Annotated in this window: 25 protein-coding genes and 1 pseudogene; 24 read left to right on the forward strand and 2 right to left on the reverse strand. The window is 57.8% G+C overall.

All coding sequences use genetic code 11. The annotated features are described in order from the left end of the window. Nucleotides 1–178: 178 nt before the first annotated feature. The 24 genes and pseudogenes from AB3226_RS00320 to AB3226_RS00435 form a co-directional block, all read left to right on the forward strand. Nucleotides 179–614, forward strand: a pseudogene (locus AB3226_RS00320) (helix-turn-helix domain-containing protein); the annotation flags it as partial. Nucleotides 615–877: 263 nt separating this feature from the next. Then, the gene (locus AB3226_RS00325; RefSeq protein ID WP_367371511.1) at nucleotides 878–1627 is read left to right on the forward strand and encodes a hypothetical protein; all 750 of its coding nucleotides are present in this window, start codon (nucleotides 878–880) and stop codon (nucleotides 1625–1627) included. Between the two features lie 115 nt (nucleotides 1628–1742). Beyond that, a complete protein-coding gene (locus AB3226_RS00330) occupies nucleotides 1743–1973 on the forward strand; it encodes an AlpA family transcriptional regulator (RefSeq protein ID WP_367371512.1) in 231 nt (76 codons plus the stop codon). 4 nt (nucleotides 1974–1977) lie between these two features. Next, nucleotides 1978–2820, forward strand: coding sequence for a ParA family protein (locus AB3226_RS00335; protein ID WP_367371513.1), 843 nt, complete (start codon nucleotides 1978–1980; stop codon nucleotides 2818–2820). Nucleotides 2821–2902: 82 nt separating this feature from the next. Beyond that, entirely contained in the window at nucleotides 2903–3112 is a 210-nt protein-coding gene (locus AB3226_RS00340) for a hypothetical protein (RefSeq protein WP_367371514.1), read from the forward strand. A gap of 14 nt (nucleotides 3113–3126) precedes the next feature. Beyond that, nucleotides 3127–4713 (forward strand): ParB family protein, encoded by a 1587-nt coding sequence (locus tag AB3226_RS00345; RefSeq protein ID WP_367371515.1) that lies wholly within the window; start codon nucleotides 3127–3129, stop codon nucleotides 4711–4713. Further along, the gene (locus tag AB3226_RS00350; protein ID WP_367371516.1) at nucleotides 4710–5258 is read left to right on the forward strand and encodes a DUF2857 domain-containing protein; all 549 of its coding nucleotides are present in this window, start codon (nucleotides 4710–4712) and stop codon (nucleotides 5256–5258) included. The genes AB3226_RS00345 and AB3226_RS00350 overlap by 4 nt, the downstream gene beginning before the upstream one ends. After that, on the forward strand, nucleotides 5255–6445 hold the full coding sequence (locus AB3226_RS00355) for an STY4528 family pathogenicity island replication protein (protein WP_367371517.1): 1191 nt from the start codon (nucleotides 5255–5257) through the stop codon (nucleotides 6443–6445). Before AB3226_RS00350 ends, AB3226_RS00355 begins: the two co-directional genes overlap by 4 nt. A 231-nt stretch (nucleotides 6446–6676) precedes the next feature. Continuing rightward, nucleotides 6677–7432, forward strand: a complete 756-nt coding sequence (locus AB3226_RS00360; protein ID WP_367371518.1) for a PFL_4669 family integrating conjugative element protein — start codon at nucleotides 6677–6679, stop codon at nucleotides 7430–7432. After that, entirely contained in the window at nucleotides 7429–7947 is a 519-nt protein-coding gene (locus AB3226_RS00365) for a DUF3158 family protein (RefSeq protein WP_367371519.1), read from the forward strand. Before AB3226_RS00360 ends, AB3226_RS00365 begins: the two co-directional genes overlap by 4 nt. Then, nucleotides 7944–8414, forward strand: a complete 471-nt coding sequence (locus AB3226_RS00370) for a single-stranded DNA-binding protein (RefSeq protein WP_367371520.1) — start codon at nucleotides 7944–7946, stop codon at nucleotides 8412–8414. The genes AB3226_RS00365 and AB3226_RS00370 overlap by 4 nt, the downstream gene beginning before the upstream one ends. A gap of 225 nt (nucleotides 8415–8639) precedes the next feature. Beyond that, nucleotides 8640–10607 carry a DNA topoisomerase III gene (locus AB3226_RS00375; protein WP_367371521.1) on the forward strand — a complete coding sequence of 656 codons (1968 nt, stop codon included), beginning with the start codon at nucleotides 8640–8642 and terminating at the stop codon, nucleotides 10605–10607. A 911-nt stretch (nucleotides 10608–11518) separates the two neighbouring features. Then, on the forward strand, nucleotides 11519–12100 hold the full coding sequence (locus tag AB3226_RS00380; RefSeq protein WP_367371522.1) for an STY4534 family ICE replication protein: 582 nt from the start codon (nucleotides 11519–11521) through the stop codon (nucleotides 12098–12100). A 71-nt stretch (nucleotides 12101–12171) separates the two neighbouring features. Further along, nucleotides 12172–12429 carry a hypothetical protein gene (locus AB3226_RS00385; protein ID WP_367371523.1) on the forward strand — a complete coding sequence of 86 codons (258 nt, stop codon included), beginning with the start codon at nucleotides 12172–12174 and terminating at the stop codon, nucleotides 12427–12429. A gap of 100 nt (nucleotides 12430–12529) precedes the next feature. Beyond that, nucleotides 12530–13024 (forward strand): DNA repair protein RadC, encoded by a 495-nt coding sequence (radC, locus tag AB3226_RS00390; RefSeq protein WP_367371524.1) that lies wholly within the window; start codon nucleotides 12530–12532, stop codon nucleotides 13022–13024. A 52-nt stretch (nucleotides 13025–13076) separates the two neighbouring features. Next, nucleotides 13077–13817, forward strand: a complete 741-nt coding sequence (locus AB3226_RS00395) for an ABC transporter substrate-binding protein (protein ID WP_367371525.1) — start codon at nucleotides 13077–13079, stop codon at nucleotides 13815–13817. Between the two features lie 105 nt (nucleotides 13818–13922). Next, nucleotides 13923–14465, forward strand: a complete 543-nt coding sequence (locus tag AB3226_RS00400; RefSeq protein ID WP_367371526.1) for a PilL N-terminal domain-containing protein — start codon at nucleotides 13923–13925, stop codon at nucleotides 14463–14465. Further along, on the forward strand, nucleotides 14462–15130 hold the full coding sequence (locus tag AB3226_RS00405) for a chemotaxis protein (RefSeq protein ID WP_367371527.1): 669 nt from the start codon (nucleotides 14462–14464) through the stop codon (nucleotides 15128–15130). Before AB3226_RS00400 ends, AB3226_RS00405 begins: the two co-directional genes overlap by 4 nt. A 9-nt stretch (nucleotides 15131–15139) precedes the next feature. After that, the gene (locus AB3226_RS00410; RefSeq protein ID WP_367371528.1) at nucleotides 15140–15859 is read left to right on the forward strand and encodes a TIGR03759 family integrating conjugative element protein; all 720 of its coding nucleotides are present in this window, start codon (nucleotides 15140–15142) and stop codon (nucleotides 15857–15859) included. Then, on the forward strand, nucleotides 15841–16389 hold the full coding sequence (locus AB3226_RS00415) for a lytic transglycosylase (RefSeq protein WP_367371529.1): 549 nt from the start codon (nucleotides 15841–15843) through the stop codon (nucleotides 16387–16389). The genes AB3226_RS00410 and AB3226_RS00415 overlap by 19 nt, the downstream gene beginning before the upstream one ends. Next, entirely contained in the window at nucleotides 16386–16901 is a 516-nt protein-coding gene (locus AB3226_RS00420; RefSeq protein ID WP_367371530.1) for an integrating conjugative element protein, read from the forward strand. Before AB3226_RS00415 ends, AB3226_RS00420 begins: the two co-directional genes overlap by 4 nt. Before the next feature lie 9 nt (nucleotides 16902–16910). After that, complete coding sequence (gene traD / locus AB3226_RS00425) at nucleotides 16911–19070, forward strand: type IV conjugative transfer system coupling protein TraD (RefSeq protein ID WP_367371531.1); 2160 nt, start codon at nucleotides 16911–16913, stop codon at nucleotides 19068–19070. Nucleotides 19071–19110: 40 nt separating this feature from the next. Then, a complete protein-coding gene (locus tag AB3226_RS00430) occupies nucleotides 19111–19839 on the forward strand; it encodes a TIGR03747 family integrating conjugative element membrane protein (protein WP_367375726.1) in 729 nt (242 codons plus the stop codon). 138 nt (nucleotides 19840–19977) lie between these two features. Then, a complete protein-coding gene (locus AB3226_RS00435) occupies nucleotides 19978–20958 on the forward strand; it encodes an integrase domain-containing protein (RefSeq protein WP_367371532.1) in 981 nt (326 codons plus the stop codon). Nucleotides 20959–21297: 339 nt separating this feature from the next. Here AB3226_RS00435 and AB3226_RS00440 read toward each other — a convergent pair whose 3' ends face one another. Further along, nucleotides 21298–21681, reverse strand: coding sequence for a hypothetical protein (locus AB3226_RS00440; protein ID WP_367371533.1), 384 nt, complete (start codon nucleotides 21679–21681; stop codon nucleotides 21298–21300). 93 nt (nucleotides 21682–21774) lie between these two features. Continuing rightward, on the reverse strand, nucleotides 21775–22134 hold the full coding sequence (locus tag AB3226_RS00445) for a hypothetical protein (RefSeq protein WP_367371534.1): 360 nt from the start codon (nucleotides 22132–22134) through the stop codon (nucleotides 21775–21777). Nucleotides 22135–22148 lie beyond the last annotated feature (14 nt).

The raw sequence follows: 22148 nt of genomic DNA on the forward strand, positions 1-22148 counted from the left end.
CGAATCTTGGGTAGCACGTAGGCCCCCGCAGCCGCGAAGGCAGGGGCACTCTAACTGCCCCTATCAAACCATTTAGTGTCCTGAGCGTCCGGCTGGCGTGCAGCGGTCTTAGCGATTAATTAATTTATCTACAGGTAACGATATACTGTGCGTCCAATGTCATGGATTGGTTATGCGCATAACCCGACCGACTTCCCCCTTTGCTTTAACGCCTTCTGATCTCTTCGCCCTGCAAAGTTGTTGCGCGCTGGAGCAGAGCCTCCCCCAGCGAGCGCCCATCCTGTTTCTACTGGCTGATGGATTGACGCCCAAGGTCGTCAGCTAGCAGTTATAGGTCACGCCGTCGACGGTATTCAAATGGCGAAAATATTATTTTGAGGCGGAATCGAAGGGTTGAGCGATCTGCCGCGTAGCGGCCAACCACTCAAACTTGGGCCCAAAAAAATCAACGAAATCCTGACACTGACCACCCGGCGTGTCCCCCGGGAAGCCACTCACTGGAGCGTTCGTTTGATGGCCAAGTATGCGCGGGTCACCACGTGTCAGTTCGGCAGGTCTGGGCCGCTTCCGACCTCAAACCCCATCGCCTGAAGACTTTCAAAATCAACAACGATCTCCACTAGTTCACGACTGACGGTTTGAACCCGCCCTGAAAATGATGGTCTTCACATTGGATCCAATTAGCGATCCCCCCACCTGCCTGGGACGAAGCCATCAACAAAGCAAATGTAACTTCTTCAGATGCTGGTAAATGGAATGACCTCATCGAGTAAAAAATCCGATTAAAACAGCCACTGCCAGCAGTTTTCCAGCAGGTAGGCGATGTAGAGATGTTTCGCGGGAGGCCGATCCATAAGGAATGGAGGTCCGTTCGCACATGTCTTCAAACAACTTCAACCCGCAGGCTAAAATCTTCTATCGGCCTATCGACGCCGCATTGCGCTGGTGCAATCTCATTCGTTACGAAGCGCAGATCGTGCAAGCAGCTTGGTCTTGCCCGGAAAAGCTCAGGAATCTGTTTCCTCAATGGCCGTGCCTACAGGCCAATACTGACAAAATTTATGACGCCGTCCGCAATGGGGAATTACCGTATGGCTCCTTCGGCATTTCGGTCCCCCTGGGCACCCCTGTCGAGCTCACGCTGTTGACCGTTAGACACTCCGACTTACGTCTTTGGATGCAAATCTACTACCCCGATCAGCGGCCCGATTTCCTGTTCGAATCGAACGACGACGCTCAAGATAAAATCAGCATGGGTGTTTATTTTGCACTCCAGGCCGAGCGGGATGCCCTCCTGCGAGAGCGCGATGCTCTGCAACGTCAGCTCCAAGATGTCGAAGCTGACCTTCAGGCACTGGGACTTGAGCAGGAAAGCCTTAAAACGCTGGTAAAAACGCAGGGACAGCTCAGCGATCGTAGTGAACATACCTACCTGCAGATCATCGGTGCCTTGGTCAACACCGTCTTAGACGTGTCGCCCGCAGGTAAACCGCTTTCCGTGTTCAAAAGCCAAGCCGCAATCGTCGATGCTTTGACCGCGCGCCACAATGACATTCCCGGTCTCAGCAAACGAACGCTGGATAAAAAGTTCGCGGCAGCCAATCGCACTCTCAAAAAAACCACCTGAGCCAAATCATTGCACTGCAATGCACTCGATTGCAGTGCAATGACTCCCTCGCTTTTCTGATATTCAATTCAGGTCACTTCCCACCACGCGCCAAGCGGCGCCAGGAGTGACCAGCATGTCCAGCTCATCCGTCTCGCTCGCCGACAGCCCTCAACCACCGGCCGAACGTCACATCATGCGGCGTGACGAAGTGGAGCGGAAAACCGGCTTCAAGCGTGCGCACATCTACAACTTGATGAAGGAAGGTAAATTCCCTCATGCCAAACGCATTGGACTGCGCGCCGTCGGCTGGGACTCGCTGGAGATCGAACAGTGGATCACCGAGCGTTTGGCGCAGCAGGCTTGATGCCATGCGTGTGGTATCAGCGGTGTCCACCAAAGGTGGAGTAGGCAAAACAACAGTGGCTGCCAATCTCGGCGGTCTGCTGGCGGATGCTGGCCTACGCGTCCTGCTGCTCGATCTGGATAGCCAACCCACCCTCTCCAGCTATTACGCCTTGAATCACAAGGCTATCGCAGGTGCGTACGAACTCATTGCGCTCAACCAGACAGATCCTGCGCAGATAATTTCCGCGACGGAGGTCGTCGGTCTCGACCTGATCCTCTCCAACGACGACCAAGGCCGACTGAGCACTTTGCTGCTGCATGCCCCTGACGGGCGATTACGGCTGCGCAATTTGCTCGACCATTTCCGTTCCAGTTATGACCTGCTGTTGATCGACACCCAAGGCGCACGTAGCGTGCTGCTGGAGATGGCCATCCTTGCATCCGATCTCGCCCTTTCTCCCATCACGCCGGAAATGCTCGCCGCTCGCGAACTGCGCCGCGGCACCTTGAAGCTGCTCAGCGAACTCGAACCGTTCCGCCACCTGGGCATTCCCCCACCACCCTTGCGATTGCTACTGAACCAGGTGAACGCCATTCGGATGGACACTAGGATGATCATTTGCGGTTTGCGGGAGACTTTCGCTGGGGTTACCAACATCTTGGTTCTAGACACCGTAGTTCCAGACCGAGTGGCGTATCTCAATGCCGCCTCTCTTGGCCTACCGGTCCACCGAATCGAGACGCGCCAATCACGTCAACGACGCTCGCCATCGGCGCTGGAAACCATGCAAGCACTGGCCATCGAGTTGTTTCCGGAATGGCGCGAAGCAATCTCTACGGTGGGCAGGTGCACGGAGGCTCAATGAGACGAATCAACAAGCCGGTATTTCTCGTCATATCACATTTTATCGACCTTGCTGCCAACTGCGTTTGGCAAGGAGTCCTTTGATGTTGGATCAACTGCCCATCATCGTTCAGCCATCTATTCGACCACGTCATCCACCTTGCGAGGAGTACTGCACCGTGGTCTTTCGTCTGCAGGGTGGACGCTCGGCCATGGGTTGGCTCCTCGCAGAACTCTCCCAACATTTCGAAGGTTCGGGGACTGTCGAGATCGTCAAGTTCGAGGTCGGTGACCATTTGTGCATACGGCGTTAACTGAGGTTGTTCCGATGAAGAAGCTCAGTCAGGAGGAGATCACCGACAGGCTGTACCAGGACCACTTCACTCCAGGTCCAAAAGTGGAGCGGCTGTCCGATCCACTCACTGATACGCCTATGTTGGTCACTCTGGAGCAGTTGCGACCCTACGAACACAACCCGCGCTTCATCCGTAATCCGCTTTACGAGGATATCAAGTCCTCGATCCGTGAACGCGGGTTGGATCAACCACCGCCGATTACTCGCCGTCCGGGTGAAACCTATTTCATCATCCGCAACGGCGGTAATACGCGCTTGGCGATTCTCGGCGAGCTGTGGCAGGAAACTCGTGATGAGCGCTACTTCCGCATTCATTGCCTGTTCCGACCTTGGAGCAATGAAATAACCGCCCTTCTCGGCCATCTTGCCGAAAGCGATCTGCACGGCCAACTTACCTTCATCGAGCGTGCTCTGGCGGTGGCCAAACTCAAAACCATGCTGGAACCAGATGGCGCTGTGCTCTCGCAACGGGAGCTGGCACGACGTCTTGCCGCTGGTGGCTATCCCATTTCGCAGTCGCACATCAGCCGGATGCTCGACACCCTCGAACACTTACTGCCCGCCATTCCACAAACCCTGTATGCCGGATTGGGTAAGCCCCAGGTCGAACGCCTGATCGCTCTGCGTAGCCAAGCGGAACGAACCTGGAACCGTTATCCAACCGCCACCGTTGCGTTCGCCGAGTTTTGGCTCGAGATCCTGGGCAACTTCGATGCCGATCCCGAATCCTTCGATCTTGAGCAGATCCAGGATGAACTGCTCGAGCGCATGAGCCGTTTGCTCGGACAGTCCTACCGCATGTTGGCCTTGGAGCTGAGCGACAACCAACGGGTCATCTCGACGCCCGGCGTTGTCGTCACCACGCCTTCGGAGAACAGCCATCTGCCGAGCGTTGATGAAACTGCGGCCGGACCTCCTGCCTCCGAGTCCCGTCATAAATCAAGCGAGGCCAGAACCCAGACCGAAACAGCGCGAGAGGAGCTGCTCACCCCGCCCGAAACGAATGGCGCCTCAGCAGTCAACCCTCCGTCACGTATTCAACAGATTCGCGAACAGATCGATCACGAGATTTCCATCGAAGCAACACCGACAGTCGAGGCCTGCGCGATCGAAGACATCTGGACCATCGCACCCACACTGGACACCCCCGAACAGCTGCGTTTAGCCATTGCCGGACTGGCGCGGGAAATGGCGGCCTATGCCGGACATCCCGCGAGCATCATCGATCAGCAGCATGGATTGGGTTTTGCTCTAGATATGGAGCGGGTAGATCTTGCGACACCTCGCTCGACCGGAGTTCACCTTCTGCTCCTGGCCCTATTGCGCGCTCAAGACGACGTGAACTGGGAGGATCGCAAGCAACTGCCTTCAGCCCTGTTTGGCCAGCTGTTGCTGGGGATCTATAAACTCCCGCTGATAGATCGTCCCGCCGTGGACGTAGGACTGGAGCGACTGCCTGACAGTTTGTTAATCAAACTGTATCGCCTGATCCGTCTGGCCCGTCGCCTGATCGATCTAACGCTAACCTCTGAAGCTGACTCACCGAAGGAGCTGCCATGAACCTGTCCTTCAATATGCTCAACCAGGCCATGCTGACCCAGGTACTGCATGAGCTGCGCCTGGGTAATTTGCAACGCTGCAAAGCCCTCGGACTGGGTGAAGACGACATCTACCTGTTGCAATCTTTACCCGCCACCACGCTGTCGCGCCTGGCCCACGCCACTGTCCCCTGGGTTGAGGTCAAGATTGACTCGCCGGTGCTGCATCGGTTGATAGAGCAATCCGAACGCGACGAACAGAACGAGAGATTGATCAACCGGGCGCTCAAGCTCGGTGCCAGCAGCACCATCATGTATCAGTGCTTCGGCTTGGCGCATTCGGAAACCGCTCTGCGCCGACGTCTGCTCAAAATAGAAACCCGAAAGGGCCGCCCTCAGCATTTGAGCGAAGCGCAGGAACATGCGCTCTGGCAGCGATGGTGCCAACTACGCACGCAGGACGGTACCGAGGATCAACTCGATGCCATGATGATGCTGGCGGAGGAGCAACAGATCAGCTTGGCCATCGTCTGGCAGCAGATTGACCAGTACAGCACCGAAACATGAACACTGCCCCTTCCAGCCGCTGGCAGCGAGTCCTGCAGCAATGCACCCAGCAGCTGAGTGAACGCTGGCCCGCACGCCCTACCACCGAACAACCTTCCAACCAGGCTCTGCAGGCTGGCTTTCTGTTCAGTGGCCAATCACACGAAGTCGTGCCACGTCGCCTGCTGTTGGATAGTCGGCTGACGCCGTTGGAGCGTAATGCCTGGCAAGTGTTTCGACTCATGCTGCAAGGCCAGGGCGTGGTCACGCCGCGCTATGAGGATTTGCAGCCTTACCTATCAAGCGTGCCCTATGGCACGTCTGCCTCCCGTGAAACCATCGCTCGCGTCTTGACCATGCTCAGGCTCACGCGCTGGCTCAGCTTGGTGAGTCGCGGACGCGACCAGCTCAGCGGACGTCTGCAAGGTTCTCTGTACGTCCTACATGATGAACCGTTAACCCCCGCTGAAGCCAAGGAGCTGGATCAAGATTACCTCGAGCTGGTGGGACATTGCCTCAGCCATGCCACCAAGGCGGTGCGGATTGTCGCCCAGCACATGCTGGAAGAAATTCGCCAAGACACGGATATTGATTTAGGTCGATTACCGACACGACTGGAGAGCTGGGGCGAACACTGGATGCAGCAAGGACTGGATTTCGCACCCGAGGACGCCTTACACGATTCCGAACTGGGTGACGATCACCGCGTTCGGAATCGTGTGGGACCTCGTTCGGATTCCGAACCGGGCTTGAACGCCAATATTTCCGGCACCGTTCGGAATCCGAACGCCGCCTGTACTGTATTAAAAGAAAGTATTTGTACTGTACCGCGCGCGACTCCAGCGGTGGATAACCTGCACTGGCCCGATCCGCTGCACCTGAGTCCAAGCGAGCGTCAGGCCGTCGCCGTGGCGCTGAACAAACTCAAACCGGCGGATCGTCAGGCGGTGCTCAACGAAGCCGGTGCACGCTGTACCGCAGGAGGTATCCGCAAGCCAGCGGCCTATCTGATGGGCTTGATCCAGCGCGCACTGAACGGTGATTTTCATCCTTGGGCAGGTCAGACAGAGCCCTCCCCCATTGCAGAACCGCCCCCAACAGGCCCGTCACGCCCGTCCCGACAACAGGGCGAACCCGCCTCCGTCCTCGCCCAAACGTGCCTGAATGAGTTGCGCCAACTGCGCGGCAAACGTCCTGGACGTCAGTAGATTTGATGCCAGTGGCATCAAATCTACTGAGTTCTATTATGAGATCGCAAAGCGCCGAACCTGCGCACTCCGACTGATACGGCCATCGTCTGATGTCACCAGCGTCACTCACGAACGTCTTCGAAATGAACCCTCTCACACCAAACCGAACAGACCGCATTCAGCTTTTTGGCTGCTCTTGACGATCATCTGTCACAACGTTCCCGTCCAAGCCGATGCGAGGACAACACCGTGGCCGATCACTACCAACTCAACCTGGGCTCATTGCGTAGCAGCATCACCCTGACCCTGCACACCCACCACGCTGCCCGTATCTGGCAAGGCCGAACCGCACGCGAAGGCGTCCACTCGATCATGGGCATGGCCGGCTACATCAGTGTCACCAACCTGATCAAACAAACCGCGGCCCAGGACGATCCCTATGCCGACTGGGCCATCGTGCAACTCGAAGAAAAACTGATGCAGGCCAAAGCTGGAATGCTGGAACTGACTCAGCAACTGGATCGGATCAGGCAGGACCTGCCGACACAAATCGACATGGGCGACAACCTCAACATCCACCCCGTCACCTTGCCGTTGTACATCGGCAGTCAGCTGGGTTTTCTGGCGGTCTACCTGCTGACCGACTATGACACCCTGGTGCGCCGGACCCTATTGGCCCATCACACCGCCTTGATCGGCCGCACCGACATGGAAGCCTGGATCGACGACGGCGCCCATCTGCTGCGCAGCCTATTCGGCCAGGCGCAGCGCTATCGGCATGGCGGCGTAACCCGCGATGACATGGCGGCGAACAACGCCCGTGCCATTGCGGCCATCGAGAAATTGGGTTTGCCTCCCATGGACATCCTTGAGGGGCATCGCCGCTCCCAGTTCGCGCCGCCGATCATTCGGCGGGGCGCTGTGGCAGTGGATGACGCTGACGCGTTGGCAGAGGAAACGGGAGAGCTATCTGCAACGGTGGATGAGCCGGAGGACGAAGCATGAATCCCCTGACTTCGGCTCAACCAATGCCCTTCGATGTGTTGACAAGCGATGCCTATCGACAGCTCGAACACGCCGCCTCCCTAAAAGGCCTTTTAAAGCCCTTTAAGGGTAAGGGTGAGTTGGAGCACCTGGCGCAGGTGGCGAGGGAAATCGAGGCGCAGTTATGTCATCTGATGGAGGCTGTTGTGCAGCAAGCCGGACAGCCCCCTTACTCACACTTGGATATTCGATTGGTGCTGCAGAACACCAGCGTGGGCAGCACTTTTTTGCGTTGGCGCAGCCGTGACTTCGCCCGTATGGGGGTTGCGGTCTGGGAACGCCAAGTCTGCAACCAAGCCCTGCCGCAAGTCGTACGCGAGGGATTGCACCGTTTCGAAGGCGAGCGCATTGCACTGAACCTGCAGATGAGCGTAGTGCATTCGCTCTACCGCCAGGCCTCGACCTGCGCGATCAAATTGGCCAGTGCCGAACGGCTGCTGCGCCAGTTCACACCAGCAGTGGAGGTATTAGGATGAGTACTTTTTTCGTCGGTGAAGGCAATATCGGCAGTGCGCCAGAGTTCCAGGAATTTCCATCAGGCAATGACGAGCCACGGCGTTTGCTACGGCTGAATGTGTATTTCGACAACCCCGTGCCACGCGAAGGCAGCTATGAAGATCGAGGTGGCTACTGGGCGCCGGTTGAGCTCTGGCACCGCGATGCTGAACACTGGGGCACGCTGTATCAGAAAGGCATGCGTGTGCTGGTCGAAGGCCGCACCGTACGCGATGAGTGGGAGGACAGCGAAGACAATGCGCGGGTCACCTTCAAGATCGAGGCCCGCCGCGTCGGCATCCTGCCTCACCGCGTGCACAATGTAGTCATGCGGGAACGCTCCACTGAACCGGCAGCATCTGCGACACCCGTCGGGCAAAACACAGAGCGCGCCAGTTCACCTGCGTCGAAACCCAGAAAAAGCAGAGGGCAACCACCTACAGACTGACAGACTTCAGGCATAAAAATTGCGCCTTTGCGTGAAGTTGCTGAGCCATTTTCACTCTCTGCTCGTGAATATGCACACTGTCGTCGGGATGCGACGGGGGTGCAACCTCGTCCCATACCTGGCGGCCCTGACTGACTAATATGAAGATCCTTCGATTCAGGTTTCTCATATCCCTCACCTGCGGTTTCCAACAACGCTGCTCCGAACTCAATCCGGAGCAGTTCTATGCGCCTCTTCCTCTGTGAGAAACCGTCCCAAGGTCGTGACATTGCCAAGGTTCTCGGAGCTAGCCGGCGCAGCGATGGCTGCCTGATCGGACCCGAGACAACCGTCACCTGGTGTATCGGCCACCTGCTGGAGACGGCCCCTCCCGAAGCCTATGGCATGCAGTACAAGAACTGGTCGTTGGATCATCTACCCATCATTCCCGCGCAGTGGCAGGTCGAGGTCAAACCCAAGACTGCGGCACAGTTCAAAGTCATCAAGCGCCTGCTCAGTGAAGCGGCCACCGTCGTCATCGCCACCGACGCCGATCGCGAAGGTGAAATGATTGCCCGAGAATTGCTGGAGCTCTGCAAGTATCGAGGCCCTGTTCAGCGCCTCTGGCTGTCCGCACTCAACGAGGCGTCGATTCGCAGGGCACTGTCCTCGCTGAAGTCTGGTCAGGAGACCTACCCACTCTACCACTCAGCCCTCGCCCGCAGCCGCGCCGACTGGCTGATCGGCATGAACCTCAGTCGTTTGTTTACCCTTCTTGGTCGACGAACAGGCTACGATGGCGTGTTGTCAGTGGGACGCGTCCAGACACCCACCTTACGTCTGGTGGTCGATCGGGATCGTGCGATTGCCAGCTTCGTCTCGGTGCCCTACTGGGAAGTGGATGTGCACCTGTCCTCCACGGGGCAACCATTTATCGCATCGTGGTTACCACCCAGCTCAGGACGAGATGAAGCCGGTCGTTGCCTTCAGCGCGAGATTGCACGTCAGGCAGTCCAAACAATCATTGACGGTTGCGCCGCCACAGTACTCTCGCTGCAGACTGAGCATTCCCGAGAACCACCGCCACTGCCCTTCGACCTGAGTACCCTGCAGGAAATCTGCTCGCGCAAGCTGGGGCTCGGCGTTCAGGAAACCCTAAACATCGCCCAAGCCCTGTATGAAACCCACAAAGCCACCACCTACCCGCGCAGCGATTGCCGCTATTTGCCAGCGAGTATGTTCGACGAGGTACCCGCGGTATTCGATGCCCTGCTCAAAACGGATCCCGCACTGCGGCACGCACTCGGAAGCCTCGATCGATCACTGCGCTCACGGGTATGGAACGATGACAAGGTCACCGCGCACCACGGCATCATCCCCACCACCGAGTCGGCCAACCTTGCGCGGATGTCTGAACAAGAGCGCCAAGTCTACGAACTGATCCGTAGCCACTACCTCGCGCAATTTCTTCCGCACCATGAGTTTGATCGGACCCAGGTCGAACTGGAGTGTGGCGCAGAGCGATTGACCGCTGTTGGCAAACAGATCCTGGTTCAGGGCTGGAAAGGCTTGCTCTACGAAAACACCGAGAAGGATGAGCCCAATCACAAGTCCCAGGTCTTACCCGTCTTGCAACAAGGTACTCAGTGCGCAGTGGACGACGTCGAACTCAAGTCCATGCGCACCGCCGCCCCCAAACCTCTCACTGAGGGCGATCTGATCAAGGCGATGAAAAATGTGGCCAAGCTGGTCAACGATCCACGCCTGAAACAGAAACTTCGGGACACCACCGGTATCGGTACCGAAGCCACGCGAGCCAGCATCATCAAGGGGTTGATTGATCGCGGTTATTTGCTGAAGAAAAAACGCGCCTTAATGGCCTCGGCGGCGGCCCATACCCTGATCGAAGCGGTACCAACAGCGGTTGCAGATCCGGGTATGACCGCAGTCTGGGAACAGGCTCTGGACGAAATCGAAGCAGGACGTCTGACCCTTGATGCGTTCGTCGCCAAGCAGGCGAATTGGATTGCGCAGTTGGTCGCACACTACGGCTCACTTACTTTAGCCTTACCTGTCGAAGCCAGCCCGGTCTGCCCCATTTGCAACACCTCAATGTTCAGGCGAAAGGGAAAATCAGGGTCGTTCTGGTCGTGCTCCCACTACCCCGACTGCAAGGGCACTGTGCCGATCAGCAAAGATGTGCGGCGCCCATGACTCCCCATTGAAGATCAACTTGAATATTGGGGCGACCTTTAAGGCAACGCACTCTGCCTTGACGTCATCCCACCCTCTCTGCTGTAGTGCCTCAGGATCATCGCCAACGGCGACCCAAGACCGATTCGCTCCGGGTAGCTCGGTCGAACTCTTAGAGTTCGGAGCCTTCTCCTCTGCGGGATTACATTCCCGTTTTGTGCTCCACCTGATCGTGGTGGCGGATGACCACTGTTGCCTCTACCAGGCAATAGCGGTCATCCGCCTCGGCGATCGTATTCAGCCCCGGAGCCCACCGGGGAAACACTGGGCACCCTTTGTGCGCGGATGCGTGCCAGCATGTTCCGACCCAGGCCACGACAAGGGTCGGTTGGCGAATCATGATGCAGTTAAACCAAGCTTTGCGAGGAGCTTGTCGACTGCACAAGACCGTCAAAGGTGGCTTTTCTCTTCCTCGCCTGGCGACCCGTCAGGCTCACTCTTCATTTTCTTCATTCCAGTGACTGCCACTGAGTTCCGGCCATAAAAAACTGGGTTGCAGCGTCTTGACGCTCCCCTGTAACGGGCTTATACAAAGGGCGTGGTTCGCTGTCGTTGACAGCCCAGCCCAGGTAGCCAGAACCTTCAAGGCTACGCCACGTTCGTGGTGGTTTACCCAAGTGTGATCAGCGTTCGGAAGCTCGCACGGTTACCGCTTCAGCGGTGATGAATGCCCACTACCCCAGGTTTGCGGACCACTACCGCAGACGTTCCTCTGCTGCATCGCTATTCCCCCAGACGCAAAGTTCTGCTCGTCATTGGCTTGCCGGTACCAAGTCCTTCATCGCTCGCCTTCACCTTACCCACCCTGACGGGGGCTCACTTCCCCGTCAGGGCCTGTGCGTCGCCGTTCCCCTTGAAACAGGAGAACCACCATGGCCCACGCCAACCAATCCCAAGAAGCGACCACTTACTTCAACCTGCACACCGTCGGTATCGGTTACCTCAATCGTGTTCGTGAAGTCCAAGTCCGCCGCGGCCAGCCATTTATGGCCTGCGATATCGCCGCCCTGCACGGCGCCACCGATGCGGTGGAGTACACCCGCTTCGACTGCAAAGTCGCGGGGGGTGAAGCTGAACGCTTGATTCGTCTTTATATGGACGCCGTCAAGGCCGAGAAAAAAGTCTTGCTTTCGTTCCGTATTGGCGACCTGTGGATCGATCCGTTTCTCTACGAGAAAGGCGATAAACAAGGTCAACCAGGCGCCAGTCTGAAAGGTCGTTTGCTGTTCATCGACTGGATCAAGGTCGACGGCACATTCGAGTACAAAGCGCCCGCCAGGCAGGAAGCAACAGCACCTGCTGAGCAAGCGCCCACCAGTGAGTCATCCCCATCATCGGCTGATGCCGAAGTTGAGGAGAGTGAAAACCCAATAGAAACTCGGGTCGAACCTGAATCTCCAGCTGCTCCCCGCACGGCCCGCCGTGATGCCACCCGTACCGTTCAGTCCGCCTGAATAGTCCACGATGTTCCACATCAAGGCGCTCCCTCGAGCGCCTTTTCTTCAATCCGCACAGGAGAATCCACATGGAATCCTTCTGGCTTTGCGACGACTGTTTGTTCGCTGCGGCTTACGAGGACTACAGCACGTTATCGCTCTACTACACGACGGATGAAATCGAGAAACGCATCGCCGGTATCCAGCGTGGACTGGTTCGCTTAATGCCCATCAGTGCCGACTTCGATCCCGAAACCGGCTGGGGAACAAAAGCCTTTTCCCCATTGCCCTGCGGCGGTTGTGGCTCACCCCTACACGGTCAACGTCACCGATTCACCCGGCTGTAAACAGCGCGTCATCGGCTAATGCCCGCGACTCTATTTCCACCTAGGGGACACCGCTCCCCTCGGGCGTGTACCCCTGATTATTCCCTTCGGAGGTACCACCATGAACACCCAATTCACCCTGATTGAAACCTCGGATTTCGAGGCTGATCGTATCGTCCACGAAAACCAGCTGATCGACGAGGCACTGCATATTCTGGATCGTCGGCTGTTCGCCCGCGGCCCTAACCTGACGTCACCTGGCGCCGTGGCCTCATACCTAAAACTGCATCTTGTACAACAGGAGCATGAAGTCTTCGGTGTGATTTTTCTCGATGCCCAGCACCGCGTGCTGGCGTTCGAAATCCTCTTTCACGGCAGCATTGATGCCGCCAGCGTTTACCCCCGCCAAGTCGTTAAGCGCTCTCTCGCACATAACGCTGCAGCCGCCATTTTTGTGCACAACCATCCCTCTGGGTGTACGGAACCCAGTCAGGCGGATCGCGCCTTGACCGCACGGCTGAAGGAGGCCTTGGCCTTGATCGAAGTGCGCGTACTGGATCACTTCATCGTCGGTGAAGGTCATCCGCTCTCCCTGGCCGAATACGGCTGGCTTTAACCCTCGCAGGCGCCTTCGGGCGCCTTGTTCACTTTCATTCTGGAGAACCTTCATGAACCCTACACATCAAGCTCCAGCCCTGCTGCCGGCCTCCAACCCATTTGCTCGCGGCTACGACAACCTGCATATCGAACGATTGCTACTGATCACCTACGAAGACGACTGCCCTCCCTGCTTTCGACCCGTACACGACTCACAGGCCCATCTGCCCGACGATGAGCTGCAACTGTTCCCCTGCCTGTTCAATGACGATTTCGCCTTGATCAGCGAAGGCCAATTCATTCCGGATGAGTTGGATGAACGCTGCCAATCCACCGGTCTGGTGCGCCAAGTGATTTACGCCGTGATGGGAGAAGTGCTCAAAGAGCGGCATCACGTCGGCGACCTGTACTCCCTAGAAGAAGCCCAAGCTATGGTCCATCGCCTAGTCTTCGAAACGGGACACTACAGCCGAGCCTGGGAGATCAGTACCGCACACATTCCCGAAGAAGCGATGCTGTATCTGGAGGCGTGGGTCAGTCACTTCGTTCCGAGGCAAACTGGCCTCTTGTTCGAACTGTTCGCGTTGCCGGATTGCATCGGTTGCAAACTGATCGGCACACCATGGACGGACGACAACGTGCAGAACATTGACGGCAAACCTTATTCAACCCTCAAACAAGAACAACTCGACGCCGGCACGCCGGAAGCCTTAGTCAACGTACTGTATCTCGCAGCATTGGCAGATGTGCGATTGTTGATCTTCGACCCCGACGCTGCCGTCTTGGATGGGCTCGCCGTTTTTGATGAGTAACAACGTGTTCTGCTTTAACACGACCCGTCTTGAATCAACTTTCTCACTGAATCGCTCCTTCACCTCATGTCAGGTTCTGCACTGAATCTGACATGAGGCTTTTCCATGGAGCGTTTTTTCACGCCTGTCTGCCTGTTGGGGTTGCTGAGCGCCTGTACCGGGCAAATCCCCACCCCATTGCCGACCGATCCAGCGATCGACAACGGCTCCAATCGGGCCCAGTTCTCGACAGTCACCGCTGAAGAAAGTCATCCGCCAGAACTTCGCTATGGCCGCTATACGCTGGTCAGCACCGAGCCCACCACGGAACAACGCGATCTTCTCGTCCAGATCATCGACGTGAGCATCCCGTCCAGCCTGAGCCCTTCGGTGCAGGAGGCGTTGCAGCACGTCTTGCGGCGCTCGGGCTATTCGCTCTGTCCAGTTTCCACTTCGGTGAAGGTGCTTTTTACCCGGCCTCTACCCGCAGCCCATTACCGGCTCGGCCCGATCTCTTTGCGCAGCGCGCTGCAAGTGCTGGCTGGCCCCGCCTGGCAACTCACAACCGATGAAGTCAGCCGTTCGGTCTGCTTCGAACGGCAGAAAGCTGATGTTGGCATCGTGCGGGTCACACCAGGCTCGTCGCATCAGTTGGAGGTGCGTCCATGAAAGCCTCAACGTTTCAAACCCTCATTGTCGGCTTACTTTGCCTAGCGATTGCCGGCCTGAGCGGTAGTTTGTATAACCAGTATCAACGCGTGGCCGAACTGCAGAACATGAACACGCAATACCGACAAACCCTGGACACCCTGCGACTTGATTCAAACGCGCTCAAGGATGCACAGGAAAAACTGCAGTACGCGCTGAAAGACCTAAAGCAAATGGTCGATTCCGGTGAGCAACAGGCCAATACCCTCGATCCGATGCTGGACCAGTGGGCGCAAGAAATACAGGAACTGCGCGACGGTCTGGCAGCCCGTGCCACCGCAGCGGACATGACCGCGCTACGCGCACGCCTTGAGCAAGTCGAGCAACAGCTCCTGGAGCTCAAGACCCAGCCATCAACTCCACCATCGACTGCCAGAGCCAAGCCGAAAAAAACGGCTCGCCCTAAACCTGACCCACTCTCGCCACCGTTCTCGGTGTTGAGCGTCGAGTCCCGCGGTGGTGAGCGCTTTCTAGCGGTCGCTCCTCATGACAGTCGCTCGCTTATGGATGTTCGGCTGCTGCATAGCGGCGAGCAGCTCGGCGCCTGGCACCTGAAAGTGCTGGGGCCGAACGCAGCCATCTTCGCGGTGGCCGCTCAGCCAGACCAGACCGTGCATCTCCCTTGAGAAGCGATCATGAACAGAGCGCTATTGCCCACCGTTGTCTGTCTCGCTTCGCTACTGGCCATGGGCGTTGCGATGGGTAACCCCGTCACGACACAGTCACGGATCCAGGACACACAGTCCGCTCCGCTGGGGCGCTCTCAGTCTGAACAGGCGGCAAGCTGGGGGCTGACGGAGCAGGAGTGGACTCGCTTCGAACAGATCCAAGCCGGTCCACGCGGTTTCTGGAGCCCGAACCTCGATCCGTTGACCGCACTTGGGGTTGAGGCCCAGACCGACCAAGAGCGCCAGCGCTATGCCGAATTACAGGTAGCGCTGGAAGCCAAACGCGCCGAGCGCGAGTTGGCCTACCAAAACGCTTACACCGCGGCCTGGGCCAAGCTGTTTCCCGGGCTGCTGCCGATCCAGGGCATGGCATCCCCGTCCCCTGCCAGCTCAGCGGTCGTGCCGCGCCAGGCCCTGTTTGTGGAGGACCACTGCCCAGCGTGCACCGCCGAAGCACAGCGTCTGCAAAGCAGTGACACGGCGTTCGATATCTTCCTGGTGGGCAGCCAAGGTGAGGATGAACGCGTGCGTAGCTGGGCTCGGCAAGCAGACATCGATCCGGCCAAGGTCCAACGACGACAGATCACCTTGAACCATGACCGTGGTCGCTGGTTCAGCCTCGGTGCCCCGGGATCCTTGCCTGCCACATTTCAACAGGTAAATGGACAATGGCAACGCCTCGACTGAGTGGTATTGCGCTCCTGCTGACGATGCTCGCCGGCCAGGCTGACGAACTTCCGCCTCCCGCTTACCAATTGGCGGCACATGACGCCGACATCCCTTCTACGGTGCTGTTCGCGATTGCCCTGCAGGAGAGTGGTATCCGCGTCCGTGGTCGACTGCTGCCCTGGCCCTGGACGCTGAACATCGCCGGAACACCCTACCGCTTCGCCACTCGCCAGGCCGCCTGTCACGCCTTACTTCAGGCGCTCGCCCACCATGACGCCAAGCGGGTCGATGCCGGACTTGGGCAAACCAACTTGGGTTACCACGGACAACGTTTTTCCAGCCCCTGCGTAGCCCTCGACCCCTACCGAAATCTCGCCGTGACCGCCGCGCTGTTGCAGGAGCATCACGCCGCCACCGGTGATTGGGTGTCAGCGGCCGGACGCTATCACCGCCCGGCGGGAGGAGCGCTGGCCGCACGTTACCGCGCAGGTTTTTCCCGGCAACTTGAACGACTGCTGGTTTCCTTCGAACAAGGCACACCGCCATGAAGCGAATCCCCCTTACCTGTTATTTCATCCTGCTCTTCGCACCTTTCGCCCAGTCGGAACTGACCGTAGCTAGGGATCAGCCTAGCGACTTCACCCGGCCCCATTTTCAAGTTTCCAGACCGCCAATCAACAACAAGACTCAGCCTGATCGGGCCATGCATGCGGACCTGTCCACGGTTGCCGATGAAACCTGGATACTGCCCGTCCACAGCTCTCACTTGAGCCCCGGCCAGATCACGTCCCGCGCCCTGAACATGCCGGGCTTGCGACCATTTTTCCTGGTCGGTGAGGATCCCCACTCACTGGCTTGGTTGCGTCAACGTGCGGCTGAACTGCAGGAAATGGGCGCGGCCGGCCTCGCCGTCGAAGTGACCGATACTGAAGCCCTGGCCCGGATTCGAGCAGCCGCTCCGGGCATCACCATCCTGCCGGTCAACGGCAACGACATCGCCACCCGTCTGCTGATTAAGCACTACCCCGTCTTGATCACCGCCACCTCACTGGAACAGTGAGTCCAGGTCATGGCCGAGCATGCAATGGAGTCCAAGCTCCGGCCAGCGGTGGAACTGTATACCGTAGCGATCTGCATCGCCGCTACAGTGCTGTGCGCGTACTCACCCTGGGCCGTGGCCCTGTCACCCGAGATCGGTCTGGTTGCGGCGTTGGCCTATACCCTGTTCGGCTTGATCCGCCTGCGCCAAGCCTGGGAAGTGCTGCGTTATCGGCGCAATATCCGCCGGCTGCCCCGCTACGAGCTGACCAGTCGGCAGATTCCGGTCAGCCGTAAGCGTTTGTTTATGGGGCGCGGCTTTCGCTGGACCCGCCTGCACACCCAGCGCTTGGTCGAGGCCCAGGATCCGGCTGTTGCTCACTATGTCGACCAACCGACCAGCTATCGCCTGGCCCGTGAACTCGAACGACGCCTGGAATACGCACCGTTTCCGCTCTCGACATTGGCCCGAGTCACGGCTTGGGACAGTGCCTTCAATCCGTTGCGCCCTTTGCCCCCGGTAGGTGGCTCGCCGCTGCTGCATGGGGTCGAGCCCGACGAAACGGAAGTCAGTCTGCCGCTGGGCGAACGGGTCGGACACACACTGGTGCTGGGCACGACCCGTGTCGGCAAGACGCGGCTCGCCGAGGTGTATATCACCCAGGACATTCATCGCATCGAACATGAGGTGGTCATCGTCTTCGATCCGAAGGGCGATGCCGACTTGCTCAAACGGATGTACGTTGAAGCCAAGCGGGCCGGTCGGGATAAGGAGTTCTATGTTTTCCATCTAGGCTGGCCGGAGATCTCCGCTCGTTACAACGCCGTGGGACGCTTCGGGCGTATCTCGGAAGTGGCGTCACGCATCGCCGGGCAGCTCAGCGGCGAAGGTAACTCCGCGGCCTTTCGCGAGTTTGCCTGGCGTTTCGTCAACATCATCGCCCGTGCCCTGATCGAGTTAGGCCGGCGTCCGGACTACCTGCAGATCCAACGGCATGTGGTCAACATCGACGCACTGTTCATCGAGTACGCCCAGCAGTTTTTCGCCAAGACCGACCCGAAGGCGTGGGAGGTGATCGTTCAGCTTGAAGGCAAGCTCACCGAGAAGAACATCCCCCGGCATATGATCGGGCGCGAAAAGCGTGTGGTGGCCATTGAGCAGTACCTGGCGGTGAGGCGGGTATTTGATCCGGTGCTGGATGGACTGCGTTCGGCGGTACGATATGACCGTACTTACTTCGACAAAATCGTCGCTTCGCTGCTGCCGCTGCTGGAAAAACTCACCACCGGCAAGACCGCCCAGTTACTGGCCCCCAACTACACCGATTTAGATGACCCGCGACCAATCTTCGACTGGATGCAGATCATCCGTAAGCGCGGCATCGTCTACGTCGGTCTGGATGCGCTGACCGACGCCGAGGTGGCCGCCGCTGTAGGCAACTCCATGTTCGCCGACTTGGTCTCGGTCGCCGGACACATCTACAAACACGGCATCGACCATGGCCTGCCCCAATCGGGTAACAACAGTGACAAGTTGCCGATCAACCTCCACGCCGATGAGTTCAACGAGTTGATGGGTGATGAATTCATCCCGCTGATCAATAAGGGCGGCGGTGCCGGTATCCAGGTAACCGCCTACACCCAGACCCTCAGTGATATCGAAGCACGTATCGGCAACCGCGCCAAAGCTGGCCAGGTGATCGGCAATTTCAACACCCTGCAGATGCTCCGTGTGCGCGAAACCGCCACCGCTGAACTGCTCACCCAGCAGTTGCCCAAGGTCAACGTGCTGACCAAAACCCTGGTGTCGGGCGCCACCGACACCTCCGATCCTGAGGCGAATACGGATTTCACTTCGTCCTCCCAAGATCGGGTCAGCAGCACCTGCGTGCCCCTGATCGAGCCGGCTCACATCGTCAGCTTGCCAAAGGGGCAAATGTTCTCCTTCCAGGTGGGCGGGCAGCTCTGGAAAGTCCGTATGCCACTGCCCAGACCCTCTCCCGACGATGCGATGCCCAAGGATCTGCAGGAGCTTACCCAGCGGATGCGCGCCAGCTACAACGAACAGGCGGGTCACTGGTGGAGTGCCAGTGGCGGCGGCCCGACGCTCGACTTCGATCCAGATCGGGTTACGCCTCCACGCACTTCTTCAGCGGTGGATGCAAGTGTTCCTGCTCAGGAGGCCCCATGACGCCGTCGGCCCTGCAGTGCATCTCGCGGAGTCAAGAAGGATGACTTCAGCTCAGAACCCTCCACCGCAACCCATCCAGCGCCCAGGGCTAATCGTCTCGGCGATTAACCTGGTCCTGCACGTCATCGGTTTGCTGATCGCCTCGTTGCTGTTCTCGATTCTGATCGAGTGGGTCGGTCTGCTGCTGTTCTGGGGTGCTCAAGGCTGGCGACACAGTCAGGCGATGCTGAGCAGCGAACTGGGCTGGCTCAGTGAGCACTTCACATCCTCACTGATTATCCAACAGCCTGGACAGACGATTGTCCAGTGGCTGGATTTCCTCCAGCAGTGGTTACTGGTCAAGACCGGTTTTACGGATTTCGCCCAGCAGGCGCGGGCGTCGAGCCAGGACAAAGGTATCTGGAGCGGGCTCAATCAGCTGTATGTGAGCATCGAGGATTTTGTACTGGCGGCGGTGTATGTCACTTTCACTTTCGTGGTGCGTCTGACCATTCTGGTCTTGGCGACCCCCCTGCTTCTGCTGGCCATGTTCACCGGCTTCATCGATGGTTTGATGCGCCGCGACCTGCGTAAATTCGGCGCTGGGCGCGAAAGCAGCTTTGTCTATCATCGGGCCAAGCGAGCGGTCATCCCACTGCTGATCGTGCCCTGGATCCTTTACCTGTCCCTACCCTTTTCGCTCAACCCAATGGCGGTACTTCTGCCTTGCGCCGTGATGCTCGGGGTCGCCATGGCCATCACGACGGCGACATTCAAAAAATATCTCTGAGTGCGACACGAATGCTTATCTGCGGAAGTGTTCAGGAGGCCAGCTCATGAGAGGCCCAAGTTCCCGGTCGTAAGGAGCCGCCAGTCCCGCGTTAGTGGACAACCCTCACAGGTGTTTGGCTTCGAGAGGAGTTTGATCATGGCATTGGTTGGTAGACGAGATGGGCGCAATTTTGGCTATGGCCGACAACTGAGTTATGCCGGACCGCAAGCCTTGCGCGATCTTTTTGGCGGCGGGCATTACGCCACGGTCAAGGCGCACAGTGATCGCTGGCAGGCGTTTGTCCGCTGGTGTCGTTCGGAGGATGGGCCGGGGTTTAACGATGCGCGACAGGTAGATCGGCAGACCTTGCTGGACTACGCAGGGCATCTTCGCCAACAAGTTGAACAAGGCGCTATCGGCATCGCCACCGCGCAAAACCGGTTGTCCAGCGTGAACCGGACTATGGCGGCGCTTCGCGGCGATCAGTCTGTGGCGGTGCCAAGCCCGAGTAAGGCCTTGGGAATGCGGCGTACCAGTGTTCATCGCTCGACGCCGCAAGGCCAAGACCATGAGCAGGTGAAGCGGATCGTCGACGTGCTCTGCGAACACCAAATGCCGCGCGCGGCGGCCATCGTTCAGTTGGCGCGAGCCACCGGCATGCGCTTGCGCGAGGCCATTTTGGCCGACCTACCGCGCCTAAAACATGAGACCGAACACTACGGCAAAATCAACATCCGAGATGGCATCCAAGGTGGCCGCTCACGTGCGTCGGCGCTTCGTTGGATTACGGTAAATGATCCTATTCGTGACGCGCTGAAATTTGCCGAACAGGTTTCACCCAACGGTAGCCGCAATCTGCTTGCACCGAACGAAAGCTATGTCGATTTACAACGGCAAATCGTCCGCCCCGCACGAGAGATCCTCCATTCGCACAACCTCAAAGGCTTCCACGAGCTTCGGGCCGCCTATGCGTGCGAACGCTATGAGCAGAGCACTCATCATCTTGCGCCCATCAACGGTGGCCGTTGCTACCAACTCGACCGACGCCTAGATCAGGATGCCCGAGTGCAAATCAGCTACGAGTTGGGACTCGGCCGTATCGACCTGTTATCGACTTACATTGGTGGTCGAACATGAGTAAGCCATCCGATATGAAGCCGTTGCTACTGCTCGCGAACGTAGTCCGATATGATCGGATCGGCCGTGACGTGTGAATTGTGCTGGTGGATCTTTGGGAATGACATGGTCGTTTCCTATGTGGATGGCTTCGGGACGCGAGACATCAGCAACCCGCACACTTCGCATAGGTAGCTGCCATCTGGCCCGTTTCTGAGGCCCTTGATCAAAATACTCTCCCAGCACTTCGAATATGGCTGATCGTTCTCGGTGGTTTTCTCTTCGCCCTAGTGGCCGTTGGGGCAAGCAAAGTATTCATACGTGCGCATGGTCATAGCCGTGGTTTCCTCTAGCTGGTGATCAGCCTGCGAACCTTTCCCATTTTTTGATCGCTGCGCTGGTTTTATCCACGTCTATACCACTGACGAGTGAATCGGCAAATGCAAGGTGAGCCTCCATGTAACTGTCAAAGTCCTTCACCTGGACACCATTCGAAAGAGCGCGACTCCACCAAGAAAATGCGACTACCAGCTTACCGAGTTCAGGGTCATGCTGATCTTTCATTCGCTCAAGACCGCCATCGTTATGAGCTACCGCCCAGCCAAAGGCTTTGGAAAAGTCCCGAACCTTCTGCGGCTGTGAACCGCTTGCTAGCTTTTTATGAATAGCAGCGTGAGTTTTTTGATCCTCTACCAAAGACGACACATAAAGAAGCCCGCAGATGCGGCAGGTAGCAATGCTCATAATGCTGATCCCCTTGTAAACGTGGACGCGAAAGTAGTCCTCTCCTACGGGCTTAGCCCGCGCATTGGCGGGCTGGCGGTGGAGCGGCTTTTCCTATGACTTAACGCTGCTGGCTTGACGAGAGAACTGCTTCATAATTTTCTCGACTGCATAATGCGTCACAGTATCTTCAACTTGGGCAGAGATGACCCACAAGCCAAACAGATCGGTGCCAAGCTTGGTTTGTTTGTGGCCCTGCATTTGCGCTAACCGCCTCATGTATTCACTTTGAACCGTGCGAGACAGGTTGCAAAACTCGCTCAGGCTACCGAACTCCTTGCTGAACCCACCATGGAGCACATCAATCACCACCCCTGCACCGATTTGTTCTACAGACGGCGAGCGGCGACATTGGCGCTGGAGAACTCCAAATGCCTTTTGCGTAGGAGTTTTCTTGCGGAAGATCCAGAACACGGGGCGTTTTCCTT

It is taken from the genome of Pseudomonas lini (assembly GCF_964063345.1).
GTDB classification, from domain to species: domain Bacteria; phylum Pseudomonadota; class Gammaproteobacteria; order Pseudomonadales; family Pseudomonadaceae; genus Aquipseudomonas; species Aquipseudomonas lini_B.